Source organism: uncultured Chitinibacter sp., from assembly GCF_945957625.1.
Classification (GTDB): domain Bacteria; phylum Pseudomonadota; class Gammaproteobacteria; order Burkholderiales; family Chitinibacteraceae; genus Chitinibacter; species Chitinibacter tainanensis.
This window is the reverse complement of the sequence record NZ_CAMFLP010000010.1, coordinates 22,389-34,945: the sequence shown is the minus strand read 5'-3', so window position 1 is coordinate 34,945 and position 12,557 is coordinate 22,389. Positions and strand designations below refer to the sequence as shown.

Here is a 12,557-nt window from a genome sequence, read left to right as displayed (position 1 = left end):
GCCCGCGCCGGACGAGGCCAACGCGCGGACAGGTAGTTTAGTAATCGAAACGGGCAAACAGGAACAAGACATTCCCGTTGTTTTTGCCACCGGGGATATAGGTGGCATAGAAATTGGTTTTGTCGTATTTCACGCCCAGCATGGGCAGCAAGAAAGGCATGGGCAGGTAGTCGAAATCGGAATTGCGGAAGAACACCCCGCCTGTCCAGCCCGCGCCGGCGCGCAGCGGGCCAGCCACATTCCAGTACCACATATGGCCGTAGCCGACGTGAAACTGCGGCTGCTCGTGTGAATCGGCAAAGCCAATGGCGTAGATCATTTCTTCGTTGCCATTGCCGATCGGGCGGTGATAGCCCAAACCGCCGCCGTAGGCGAATTCGTTGTAGCTATCGATATTTTCTTTGTCGTAGGTGGCGCGGTTATGCCAGGCGTAACCGGTGAGGTACAGTCCGCCGGTGCCTTCGTTCCAGGTGCCGCTAATGTGGCTACAGGCGGCATCAAAACCCCACCACCAGTTTTCACATTCTACCGCTTTGGCCGGCAGGGCAAGGGTGGCGGCCAGTAGGCAGATGGCCCAGATTTTTTTCAGCATGGCTGACTCCTGAATGGGTATATCGATACAGGCCTTGTTTATTAATGGCTGCATGGATATACGCACTAGTGGTATATGGAAAATACAAATGGGATGCTGGCAGTGTACTGCAGCATCCCCGCGTGGCGCGTGACGTTTCGTAACCCATCCCGCGCCGCGGCACTTACCGTAGTGTAGTGCCGCTGTGTGTGCGCTTAGTGACGGAAGTGACGAATGCCGGTCATCACCATCGCAATGCCGTGCTCATCAGCGGCGGCAATGACTTCTTCGTCGCGCAGTGAGCCGCCCGGCTGGATGATGGCCGAGACGCCGTTTTCGGCAATCACATCCACGCCATCACGGAACGGGAAGAAGGCATCCGATGCGGCGACTGAGCCACGCAGCTCAAGGCCCGCATTGCGCGCTTTAATCGCGGCGATTTTGGTTGAATCCACGCGGCTCATCTGCCCGGCGCCAATCCCGAGGGTCTGGCCTTTGCCGCAGAACACAATCGCGTTGGATTTCACAAATTTCGCCACATTCCAGGCAAACAGCAGGTCTTTCAGCTGCTCATCGCTTGGTTGCAGTTTGGTCACCACTTTCAGGTCGGCCAAGGTCAGCGCGTGCACGTCTGGGGTTTGCACCAGCAGACCGCCACCCACGCGTTTCAGATCAAAACGGTTTTCGCCGGTTTCGATGGCGACTTCCAGTACGCGTACATTCGGTTTTTTCGCGACCAGAGCCAGCGCTTCAGGGGTGTAGCCCGGAGCGATCAGCACTTCGAGGAATTGCGCCGATACCGCTTCCAGTGTGTCGACATCCACCACTTTATTGAAGGCGATAATGCCGCCAAATGCGCTGGTGGTGTCGGTGGCAAACGCCAGGCGATACGCGGTGTACAGATCTTTGGCTACGGCCACACCACATGGGTTGGCGTGTTTAACGATTACGCAGGCAGGCTCGGCAAACTGCTTCACGCATTCCCACGCGGCATCCGAGTCGGCGATGTTGTTGTAGCTCAGCTCTTTGCCTTGGTATTGCTTGTAGTTGGCAAGGCTACCCGCTGCTGGCTGCAGATCGCGGTAGAACGCCGCAGATTGGTGTGGGTTTTCGCCGTAACGCATGTCCTGCACTTTTTCGAATTGCAGATTCAGGCGGTTTGGATAGGCGGCTTTTTCGCCATCTTCGGTCAGCGCGGTCAGGTAGTTGGAGATCGCGCCATCGTAAGCGGCGGTGTGGCTAAAGGCTTTCTTGGCCAGGTTTTTGCGGGTGGCCAGGCTCAGGGCGCCTGCGTTGGCCTGCATTTCGGCGATCAGGGCGCTGTAATCGGCGGCATCGGTTACGATGGCCACGTGAGCGTGGTTCTTCGCGGCAGAGCGCACCATAGCCGGGCCGCCGATGTCGATGTTTTCGATCGCATCTTCGTAGCTGCAGTTAGGCTTGGCGATGGTGGCTTCGAATGGGTACAGATTCACGCACACCAGATCGATATTGCCGATCCCGTGCTCTTGCATGGTGCTCACGTGGGCATCCAGATCGCGGCGACCCAGAATGCCACCGTGGATTTTCGGATGCAGCGTTTTTACGCGGCCATCCAGCATTTCGGGAAAGCCGGTGTAATCGGCGACTTCGATCACGGGCAGACCTGCGTCTGCAAACAGCTTGGCCGTGCCGCCGGTAGACAGGATTTCGACGCCTTGGGCCACCAGGGCTTGCGCGAATTCGAGTACGCCGGTTTTGTCAGATACGCTAATCAGCGCACGAGTGATTTTGCTCATCGTTCTTCCTCAAAGATCACACTACTCAATCAAAAAAAGGCCAAGCTGCGGTGCGCCGTGAGGCTTACAGCAGATTGTAGGTTTGTAATTTCTTGCGCAGGGTATTGCGGTTAATGCCTAGCATTTCGGCGGCCTGGGTCTGGTTACCCCCCACGCGCGCCAGAATATCGATCAGCAGCGGCTTTTCCATGCGGCCCAGTACCATGTCGTACAGGGCGCTGGGCGGCTCACCGTCCAGATCGTTAAAGTATTGGTCCAGCGATTGTTGAATCGCGATGGCAATCACATCGGTTGCTTGGTTCATGGTTAATCCGATTTTTCTTATTGTGGGTGGCGCGCATCCGCTGCGGATAGCAGGGCGGCGGCCGCAGAGTCAGCCGGGGTCGCCGGCTGGTATTGCAAGCGCTCGCCATAGGCGAGCAGCTGATCAAAAAATTGGCGCGTCATCTGCGCTTGGCCGGCGGTAGATTCCTCGGCGTACATGGCTTGCCGGAATTCATTACTCCCCGCTAGGCCCTTGGTATACCAGGCAATGTGCTTGCGGGCGATGCGGCAGCCCGAATACTCGCCATAGAAGGCGTACAGATCATCCAAGTGCTGCAGTAAGACGTCGCGAATCTCGATGACTTCCGGTGGCGGCAATTCTTCGCCAGTGGCCAGAAAGTGGGCGATTTCGCGGAATATCCACGGCCGGCCTTGCGCGGCGCGGCCAATCATAATCGCGTCGGCGCCAGTGTCGTGGAGTACCTGTGCGGCCTTGCGAGGGCTATCGATGTCGCCATTGGCAATCACCGGAATGTTCAAACTGCGTTTCACTTCGCGAATCAGCGCGTAGCGGGCGTTGCCGTTGTACATGTCTTCACGCGTGCGGCCATGAATCGCCAGGGCGGCAATTCCGGCCGCCTGCGCGCGCTCGGCTACCCGCAAGATATTTTCGGCGCCATTGGCAAAGCCGAGGCGGGTTTTTAGCGTAACCGGGATATTGTCCGGCGCCACGGCGGCGACGACGGCATCCAGTATCTGGCCCACCAGTGTTTCGTCTTGCAACAGGGCTGAGCCAGCCAGCTTGTTGCAAACCTTTTTCACCGGGCAGCCCATATTGATATCGATAATCTGCGCGCCATTGGCCACCTGATAGCGGGCCGCTTCGGCCAGCTGGGCTGGGTCAGAGCCGGCAATCTGCGCCGAAATGGGCGCCAGCTCGCCAGCAAAATTGGCGCGATTGATGGATTTTTTGTGCGCCCGCAGCGATTGATCAGCCGTGATCATTTCCGACACGGCGTGGCCGGCGCCAAAGCGCTTGCACAGCTGGCGGAAAGGGCGATCAGTCACCCCGGCCATCGGCGCAACGATCAGATTGTTTTTGAGCTGATACGGGCCAATGTGCATGGCGCAAGGGCTGGGGGAATCAAGGAAGGCGCGGATTGTACCCGCTGATTAAAAAATAGGCAAACATTAAAAAGAGCAAGCAAATTGACCTGTCTGGGTATAGCCCAGCGAGCAAATACCCCTCTGTGTTGTATGGCTATACAGGGTGGGGGTGAGTAGGGTGGAGTCGCAGGCGGCCACAGCGTATCATGGCGCGCATTCACGTTTTTGCCCGGAGCGGCTACCCATGACCCACGCCAGCCAGCCTGATTCTGCCGCACTGTCCAGCCAGCAATTGGCGGCGGTCAAAGATTATCTGCTTACCCTGCAGCAAAACATCGTAGCCACGCTGGAGTCGATTGATGGCCTGTGTTTTCGCACCGATAGCTGGGAGCGCGCCGAGGGTGGCGGCGGGATTAGCCGGCTGATCGAAGAAGGGCAGGTGTTTGAGCGCGGCGGGGTGAATTTCTCGCATGTGATGGGGGCGCAGCTGCCACCGTCGGCCAGCGCGCATCGCCCTGAGCTAGCCGGCCGCGCTTGGGAGGCGATGGGCGTCTCGCTGGTGCTGCACCCGCGCAACCCTTATATCCCCACTGTGCATATGAATGTGCGCTTTTTCATTGCCAAGCCGGCGGCCGGTAGCGCGGATGCGCCGGTATTCTGGTTCGGCGGCGGGATGGATCTGACCCCGTATTACGGCCATGTGGATGATGCGCGGCATTTCCATCAAACCTGCGCCGCTGCGCTGGCGCCGTTTGGGGCGGAGCTATATCCGGAGTTTAAGTCTTGGTGCGATCGTTACTTCTACCTGAAACACCGGCAAGAAGCGCGCGGCGTGGGCGGGATCTTCTTTGATGATTTTGCCCGGCTGGGTTTTGCCGAGAGTTTTGCCCTGCTGCGCGCAGTGGGCGATGCCTTTTTGCCTGCCTACGCGCCGATTGTGGCGCGCCGCAAAGACTGCGAATACGGCCAGCGCGAGCGCGATTGGCAAGGCTATCGCCGGGGGCGCTATGTAGAGTTTAACCTCGTGTGGGATCGCGGCACCCTGTTTGGTCTGCAATCGGGTGGGCGGACCGAATCGATTTTGATGTCGATGCCGCCGGTAGCCAACTGGCGCTACGACTACCAGCCCGCCGCTGGTAGTCCAGAGGCCGCGCTGTATAGCGATTTTCTGCCAGCGCGCGACTGGCTGGCCTAAACGCTGGCCCAGCTGGGGCGAATCGTGCGGCGTCGGTCTGACATGGATTAAATTTTCGTGAATTTCCCTAATTGACGCCGGCGCTTTCTGGCAAACTGCTGGACGACTGACGATAGTGTGGCAGGTAGCACGCACGCCGCCGTGGGGTGGCAGTCAGACCAGCAGAGAGGACACCAGCGGATGTTAGAACAACGACCAGAAGCGCAGGGGATGTACGACCCAGCGAATGAACATGACGCCTGTGGCGTGGGCTTTGTGGCCCATATCAAAGGGCAGAAAAGCCATAGCATCATCGAGCAAGGCTTGCTCATCCTGAAGAATATCGATCACCGCGGCGCCGTGGGTGCCGACCCGCTGGCGGGTGATGGTGCGGGTATCTTGATCCAGATCCCGGATGCGCTGTATCGCAAGGCTATGCTGGGGCAGGGTATCGTGTTGCCGCCGCAGGGCGACTATGGTGTGGCGATGTGTTTTCTGCCGCAAGAGCCTGCTGCCCGGATGGCCTGTGAGCAGGAAATCGAGCGCGCAGTGCGCGCCGAGAAACAAATCGTACTGGGCTGGCGCGATGTGCCGGTGAATCACGACATGCCAATGTCGCCGCTGGTGAAGGCGAGCGAACCCGTCATTCGCCAGCTGTTTATCGGCCGCGGCAACGATGTACTGGTGACCGATGCGCTCGAGCGCAAGCTGTACATCATCCGCAAACGTGCCTCGCACGCCATTCGCGCGCTGAAACTCAAACACGGCGGCGAGTATTACATTCCGTCCTGCTCGGCGCGCACAATTAACTACAAAGGCCTGCTGCTGGCGGATCAGGTGGGCGAGTATTACCTCGATCTGCAAGACCCCGCCTGTATCTCGGCGCTGGCTTTGGTGCATCAACGCTTCTCGACCAATACTTTCCCGACCTGGGATCTGGCGCACCCATTCCGTTATATCGCCCACAACGGCGAGATCAACACCCTGCGCGGCAATGTGAACTGGATTCGCGCGCGCGAGCGCGCCATTAGCTCGCCCGTGCTCGGTAAAGACCTCGATAAAGTCTGGCCGCTGATTTATCCGGGCCAATCGGATTCCGCCTCGTTTGATAATGCGCTCGAACTTTTGGTGATGGGCGGCTATTCACTCGCGCAAGCGATGATGATGATGATCCCTGAAGCGTGGGAAAAGAACGGCGAAATGGACGAAAAACGCCGTGCCTTCTACGAATACCACGCTGCAATGATGGAGCCATGGGATGGCCCCGCCGCAGTGGCGTTTACCGATGGTCGCCAGATTGGCGCCACGCTTGATCGTAACGGTCTGCGCCCTGCACGCTATTTGGTCACCAACGACGATCTGGTCGTGATGGCATCTGAATCTGGCGTATTGCCGATCGCGGATGAGCGCATCAATAAAAAATGGCGCCTGCAGCCGGGCAAGATGTTCCTGATCGATCTGGAGCAAGGCCGCATTATTGATGACAAAGAGCTCAAAGACAGCCTGGCCAATGCCAAGCCTTACCGCGAGTGGATTGATAAAATCCGCGTGAAGCTCGATGAAATCGAATCCGATGCCGCTCAGGCCGTGGCCCCGAAAGCTAGCCTGCTCGATGCCCAGCAAGCGTTTGGCTTTACCCAGGAAGACATTAAGTTTCTGCTGGAACCCATGGCCAAAAATGGCGAAGAAGCCACTGGCTCGATGGGCAATGACGCTGCGCTGCCGGTGCTTTCGAGCAAAAATAAGCCGCTGTATCACTACTTCAAGCAATTATTCGCGCAGGTGACCAACCCGCCGATCGACCCGATCCGCGAAGATATGGTGATGTCGCTGGTGTCCTTCATCGGCCCGAAACCCAATCTGCTGGGTACTACGGATATCAACCCGCCGATCCGGCTGGAAGTGGCGCAGCCTATTCTGTCGAGCGCCGAGATGGAGAAAATCCGCCATATCGGCCAATACACCAGCGGCAAGTTTTATTCGCATGAGCTGGATATTTGCTATCCGGTTGCGTGGGGGCAGGCTGGCGTTGAAGCCCGTTTGGCGTCCTTGGTGGCCGAAGCGGAAGACGCGGTGAAATCAGGCGCCAATATCCTGATCGTGTCTGATCGCAATATGGATCAAGACCATGTGGCGATTCCAGCCTTGCTGGCCACTTCGGCGGTGCACCAGCATTTGGTCAAGCGTGGCCTGCGCACGAGCACCGGCTTGGTGGTTGAGACTGGCTCAGCGCGCGAAACGCACCACTTCGCCTTGCTGGGTGGCTATGGCGCTGAAGCCGTGCACCCTTATCTGACCTTGGCCACTTTGGCGGATCTAGCCGGCAACGACGCCGAAACCGCGGCGAAATACCAGAAAAACTTCATCAAAGCGGTCGGCAAAGGCCTGCTGAAGGTGATGTCAAAAATGGGTATTTCGACCTATATGTCGTACACCGGTGCGCAGATTTTTGAAGCCATTGGCTTGCAAAAAGCCTTTGTGAAGAAATACTTTACCGGCACACCAAGCAATGTCGAAGGCATTGGCCTATTTGAAGTGGCTGAAGAAGCGGTGCGTCTGCATGCCGCCGCCTTTGGCTCCGACCCCGTGCTGGCCAATATGCTCGACGCCGGCGGTGAATATGCCTTCCGGATTCGCGGCGAAGACCACCTGTGGACGCCCGATGCGATTGCCAAGCTGCAACATGCAACCCGCTCGGGGCAATATTCCACCTACAAGGAATATGCCGCACTGATCAACGATCAAAGCAAACGCCACTTAACGCTGCGCGGCCTGTTCGAAATTAAAGCCGCGGGCGCTGCTGTGCCGCTGGAAGAAGTCGAGCCGGCCGCCGAAATCGTGAAGCGCTTTGCGACGGGAGCCATGTCGCTGGGCTCCATCTCGACCGAAGCGCACTCAACGCTAGCGATTGCGATGAACCGCATTGGCGGTAAATCAAATACAGGTGAAGGCGGTGAGGATGCAACGCGCTTCAAACCGCTGAAAGCCGGTCAAACGCTATCAGAAGTGATCGGCAAAAACCGCATTGAGCGCGACTATACGTTCAAAGAAGGTGATAGCCTGCGTTCGGCGATCAAGCAGGTGGCGTCGGGCCGTTTTGGCGTCACGACCGAATACCTCGTCAATGCCGATCAAATCCAGATCAAGATGGCGCAAGGTGCCAAGCCGGGCGAGGGTGGGCAGCTGCCTGGCCATAAGGTTTCGGAATACATCGGTAAATTGCGGCACTCGGTGCCGGGCGTGGGCCTGATTTCGCCGCCACCGCACCATGATATTTACTCGATCGAAGATTTGGCGCAGCTGATTCACGATCTGAAAAACGTCAATCCAGTGGCCTCAATTTCCGTCAAGCTGGTTGCCGAAGTCGGCGTGGGTACCGTGGCGGCGGGGGTGTCGAAAGCCAAAGCCGATCACTTGGTCATTGCGGGTCACGACGGTGGTACCGGTGCTTCGCCACAATCGTCGATCAAACACGCGGGCGGCCCATGGGAATTGGGCTTGGCAGAAACCCAGCAAACGCTGGTGCTGAATAAATTGCGTGGCCGGATTCGCGTGCAAGTTGATGGCCAGATGAAAACCGGCCGTGACGTCGTGATTGGTGCGCTGCTCGGCGCCGACGAATTCGGCTTTGCCACTGCACCGCTGGTGGTTGAGGGTTGCATCATGATGCGCAAGTGTCACCTCAACACCTGCCCAGTCGGAGTGGCAACCCAAGACCCTGTACTGCGCCAACGCTTCTCAGGCCAGCCTGAGCATGTGGTGAATTACTTCTTCTTCGTAGCCGAAGAAGCGCGGCAGATCATGGCGCAGATGGGTATTCGCAAGTTTGACGAGCTGATCGGCAGATCTGATTTGCTCGACAAACAAGCCGGGATCGAGCACTGGAAGGCCAAAGGGCTGGATTTCAGCAAGATCTTCTATCAGCCAAGCATGCCAGCCGAAGTGGCGCGTCTACACGCAGAAACGCAAGATCACGGCTTGGTTAAAGCGCTTGACCAAGAGTTGATTAAACAAGCAGCGCCGGCGCTCGAGCGTGGCGAAATCACGCAAATCAGCTTGCCGGTGAAAAACATCAACCGCACTGTGGGCGCCATGCTGTCGGGTGAAGTGGCGCGCCGTTACGGTCACGCCGGTTTGCCAGATGACACGCTGCGCGTGGCCCTGCAAGGCACGGCGGGTCAAAGCTTTGGCGCGTTTTTGGCGCGAGGCATTACCATCACACTCACCGGTGAAGGCAACGATTATGTCGGCAAAGGCCTGTCGGGCGGGCGGATTGTGATTCGCCCGGCGGCTAGCTTTGTGGGTCAAACCTGGGAAAACATCATCGTTGGTAATACCGTGCTGTTTGGCGCGATTGCCGGTGAGGCGTTCTTTGCCGGCGTTGGCGGCGAGCGCTTTGCGGTGCGCAATTCCGGCGCAACCGCGGTGGTCGAAGGCGTGGGCGATCACGGTTGCGAATACATGACCGGCGGCACGGTGGTGGTGCTGGGCAATACGGGCCGCAACTTTGCGGCCGGGATGTCGGGCGGGGTTGCCTACGTTTACGACCCAGAAGGCGTATTTGCGAGCCGTTGCAATATGGCGCAAGTGGCGCTGGAGCCGGTGCTGGCAGCCGAAGCGCAAGCCCAGCCATTCCACAATGGTCTGGCCGACGAAGCCCAGCTGAAAGCCCTGATTGAGCAGCACGCCGCCCTGACCGGTAGCCTGCGTGCCGCCGAGATTTTGGCGAATTGGGTCGAGGCTCGCGCCGCCTTTGTCAAAGTCTTCCCGAACGAATATCGCCGCGCGCTGACTGAAATGAAGGCAATGGCCGCCGCCAAACTTGAAGAAGCCACCCGGAAGGAGATCGCATAATGGGTAAGCCGACTGGTTTTCTGGAAATTGAACGCATCAAGGAAACATACGAGCCGGTGGCGCAGCGCCTGACGCACTATCGCGAATTTGTGCCGGCGCTTGATGATGCCGCAGCCAAGCTGCAAGGCGCGCGTTGTATGGATTGCGGTATTCCGTTCTGCAATAACGGTTGCCCGGTCAATAATGTGATCCCGGATTTTAACGATCTGGTGTATCGGCAAGATTGGCAAAATGCGCTCTCCGTGCTGCATTCGACGAACAATTTCCCCGAATTCACCGGCCGGGTCTGCCCGGCGCCGTGCGAGGCCGCCTGTACTTTGGGCATTAATGCCGAGCCGGTGGGGATTAAATCGATCGAACGCGCCATTATCGACAAAGGCTGGGAAAACGGCTGGATCGTGCCGCAACCGGCGGCGCAGGCCACTGGTAAAAAAGTCGCCATCGTCGGTTCTGGCCCGGCGGGCCTCGCCGCCGCGCAGCAGCTGGCGCGGGTGGGGCATGCGGTCACCGTGTTTGAAAAAAATGACCAAGCCGGTGGTTTGCTGCGCTACGGCATTCCGGATTTCAAGCTTGGGCAGGATGTGATTGATCGCCGGTTGGCGCAGCTGGCGGCTGAGGGTATTGTCTTCAAAACCAATACTGTTGTTGGCTCTGGCGATATACCCGCCGGGATTGTCAATGATGCTACTACCGTAGTGACGCCTGCTGAGCTCAATGCTGAGTTTGATGCGGTGATTCTGGCCGGGGGCGCCGAAGTGCCGCGTGATTTGCCGGTGGCCGGCCGTGAGCTCAAGGGGATTCACTACGCGCTCGAACTGCTGATTGCGCAAAACAAGCAAGTGGCAGGTGGCGCAGCTAACCCGATCAATGCCGCAGGTAAGCATGTGGTGGTGATTGGTGGTGGCGATACCGGTAGCGATTGTGTTGGCACCAGTAATCGCCATGGCGCCACCAGCGTGACTCAGTTAGAGCTGATGCCTATGCCGCCCGAAAGCGAAGACAAACCCCTGGTATGGCCGTATTGGCCGGTGAAACTGCGGACGTCGAGCAGTCACGAAGAAGGGGTGAGCCGTGATTTTGCGGTGCAAACCCAAGGCTTCGTGGGCGAGAATGGCCAGGTCAAAGCCGTGAAACTGGTCAAGCTGGATTGGGCCAGTGGTAAGCCCGAAGTGGTGGCCGGCAGCGAGTTTGATATCCCGGCCGATCTGGTCTTTCTGGCCATGGGCTTTACCAATCCGATTGCTAGTATTTTGGATGCGTTTGGCGTGGAGAAAGACGCACGTGGCAACGCCAAAGCCAGCACAGATGGTCAAGGCTGTTACCGAACTAGCGTCGATAAAGTCTTTGCCGCCGGCGATATGCGCCGTGGTCAATCCTTGGTGGTGTGGGCCATCCGCGAAGGCCGGCAGGCGGCGCGTGAAGTGGATGCTTACCTGATGGGGGCGAGTAATTTGCCACGCTAAGTGGGTATCTGTTGCGCGGTAGCTTTTTATCTAGCTTGCCGAGCAATACCCCTTAAATAAGCCAGCCTTGCGCTGGCTTATTTTTTGCGCGGCCGCCCTTGGCGGCGCACCGTATAATGAACGATTACCTGTTTTGCACTGGAGTTCAGCATGAGCGATCAAGCCACCCCTGCCGCGCCCGCCGATTGGCTGGTGATTTTGCGGCCCGACCATGAGCGTAAAGTGGCGGCCAAAAGTAAGCTGTATCGCCTGCGGCATAATCAGCCTGAGCGCCTGCGCCAACTGGAAGCCATCGTCGGGGATGCTCAGTTTAAATACAACCGCTACAAACGGGTGATCGACTCACCAGAGCCCAAGTTGATCGAGCGGTTGCGCCAGGCTTGTGTGGCGGTGATCGGCCATGATCGGGATTTGGTGCATTATCTGATCGCAATAGCGATTGAGCGCAGCGATGCGGCGCATCAGCGTGGCTTGGCGGGGTCAGCGACCGCTGCTGCTGCGCGGCCGGTGCCAGCGCGGCTGACGGGTTCGCCTAGGGCCAGACAGGCGAAGGCTGCGCAAATGAAGGGCGCCCCCGCAGCTGCTGGCGAACAGCCAGCCACCGAGGCGAAGAAAACGCTGACCGTTCGCCCGCGTAGTAACAAGGAAGGGGCCGCCGCGCCGGCGCCAGCCGGTAAGCCCACTAAGCCGCGCTCGGCTTAAGCTCATCCTGCTTGGGTTGGGCCGCTGCGACGCTATCTGGCATGGCGGGGGCGCCCACCGCGCTGGATTTGCCTTGCGCTTTTAGTTCGTGCAGATCGGCCAGGATTTGCCAGCTAAGATGATCTACCCGCTGATTTAGCGATTGCAGCGTAGCTTCGGCTTTCAGATTGACCTCAAAATCGCGCAGCATGGTGAGCCGATCGCGGGCGGCTTGGCGGTTTTGCGACATCATGATGATCGGCGCCTGAATCGCGGCCAGCATCGACAAAATCAGATTTAAAAACACATACGGGTAGGGATCGAAAGCCTGCGCACGCAGGATGTCGGTATTCAGTACCGCCCAGCCGAGCAAAAAAGAGGCAAAGAGCAGGATAAAAGTCCACGAGCCGCCGAATTCGGCCACCCGGTCGGCTAGTCGCTCGCCAAAGGTCACCCCTTCGACCGGGATACGCTCATCCCCCCGATTGGCTTGCAGGCGGCGCGAAATGCGCAGCAGGGCATTGCGTTCGCGCTCGCCGATGTCTTTAAACCCCGAGTTCAGCAAATGCTCGGCCAGAAAGCGCAGCTGATGATCATCTTGACGCATGATGGTCTCCGGCGGGAAAAGGTGTGGGCGCTTAGTGTACGAAGTTTTGCCTCGCCGG

The 12,557-nt window shown here is 58.3% G+C and carries 9 protein-coding genes; 4 read left to right on the top strand and 5 right to left on the bottom strand.

Annotated features, from left to right (window positions below):
* Positions 1 to 37: 37 nt before the first annotated feature.
* The 4 genes from pagP to dusB all read right to left on the bottom strand — a co-directional run bounded on the left by pagP (position 38) and on the right by dusB (position 3,738).
* Positions 38 to 592 carry a lipid IV(A) palmitoyltransferase PagP gene (pagP, locus tag QV747_RS11845; RefSeq protein ID WP_273431296.1) on the bottom strand — a complete coding sequence of 185 codons (555 nt, stop codon included), beginning with the start codon at positions 590 to 592 and terminating at the stop codon, positions 38 to 40.
* A gap of 194 nt (positions 593 to 786) precedes the next feature.
* The gene (gene purH / locus QV747_RS11840; RefSeq protein ID WP_028450306.1) at positions 787 to 2,349 is read right to left on the bottom strand and encodes a bifunctional phosphoribosylaminoimidazolecarboxamide formyltransferase/IMP cyclohydrolase; all 1,563 of its coding nucleotides are present in this window, start codon (positions 2,347 to 2,349) and stop codon (positions 787 to 789) included.
* 64 nt (positions 2,350 to 2,413) lie between these two features.
* Positions 2,414 to 2,653: a helix-turn-helix domain-containing protein gene (locus QV747_RS11835; RefSeq protein ID WP_028450305.1), complete on the bottom strand. Its 240-nt coding sequence runs from the start codon at positions 2,651 to 2,653 to the stop codon at positions 2,414 to 2,416.
* Between the two features lie 17 nt (positions 2,654 to 2,670).
* On the bottom strand, positions 2,671 to 3,738 hold the full coding sequence (gene dusB, locus QV747_RS11830) for a tRNA dihydrouridine synthase DusB (RefSeq protein ID WP_273431299.1): 1,068 nt from the start codon (positions 3,736 to 3,738) through the stop codon (positions 2,671 to 2,673).
* A gap of 226 nt (positions 3,739 to 3,964) precedes the next feature.
* Between dusB and hemF the strand changes: the two genes are divergently transcribed.
* The 4 genes from hemF to QV747_RS11810 all read left to right on the top strand — a co-directional run bounded on the left by hemF (position 3,965) and on the right by QV747_RS11810 (position 11,913).
* Complete coding sequence (gene hemF, locus QV747_RS11825; protein ID WP_273431301.1) at positions 3,965 to 4,915, top strand: oxygen-dependent coproporphyrinogen oxidase; 951 nt, start codon at positions 3,965 to 3,967, stop codon at positions 4,913 to 4,915.
* Between the two features lie 180 nt (positions 4,916 to 5,095).
* Positions 5,096 to 9,748 carry a glutamate synthase-related protein gene (locus QV747_RS11820; RefSeq protein WP_273431303.1) on the top strand — a complete coding sequence of 1,551 codons (4,653 nt, stop codon included), beginning with the start codon at positions 5,096 to 5,098 and terminating at the stop codon, positions 9,746 to 9,748.
* Complete coding sequence (locus tag QV747_RS11815) at positions 9,748 to 11,211, top strand: glutamate synthase subunit beta (protein WP_273431305.1); 1,464 nt, start codon at positions 9,748 to 9,750, stop codon at positions 11,209 to 11,211. The genes QV747_RS11820 and QV747_RS11815 overlap by 1 nt, the downstream gene beginning before the upstream one ends.
* 150 nt (positions 11,212 to 11,361) lie before the next feature.
* Positions 11,362 to 11,913 carry a hypothetical protein gene (locus QV747_RS11810; RefSeq protein WP_273431307.1) on the top strand — a complete coding sequence of 184 codons (552 nt, stop codon included), beginning with the start codon at positions 11,362 to 11,364 and terminating at the stop codon, positions 11,911 to 11,913.
* Here QV747_RS11810 and QV747_RS11805 read toward each other — a convergent pair.
* The gene (locus QV747_RS11805) at positions 11,894 to 12,499 is read right to left on the bottom strand and encodes a DUF1003 domain-containing protein (protein WP_273431309.1); all 606 of its coding nucleotides are present in this window, start codon (positions 12,497 to 12,499) and stop codon (positions 11,894 to 11,896) included. The two genes, QV747_RS11810 and QV747_RS11805, sit on opposite strands and share 20 nt — an antisense overlap.
* Positions 12,500 to 12,557 lie beyond the last annotated feature (58 nt).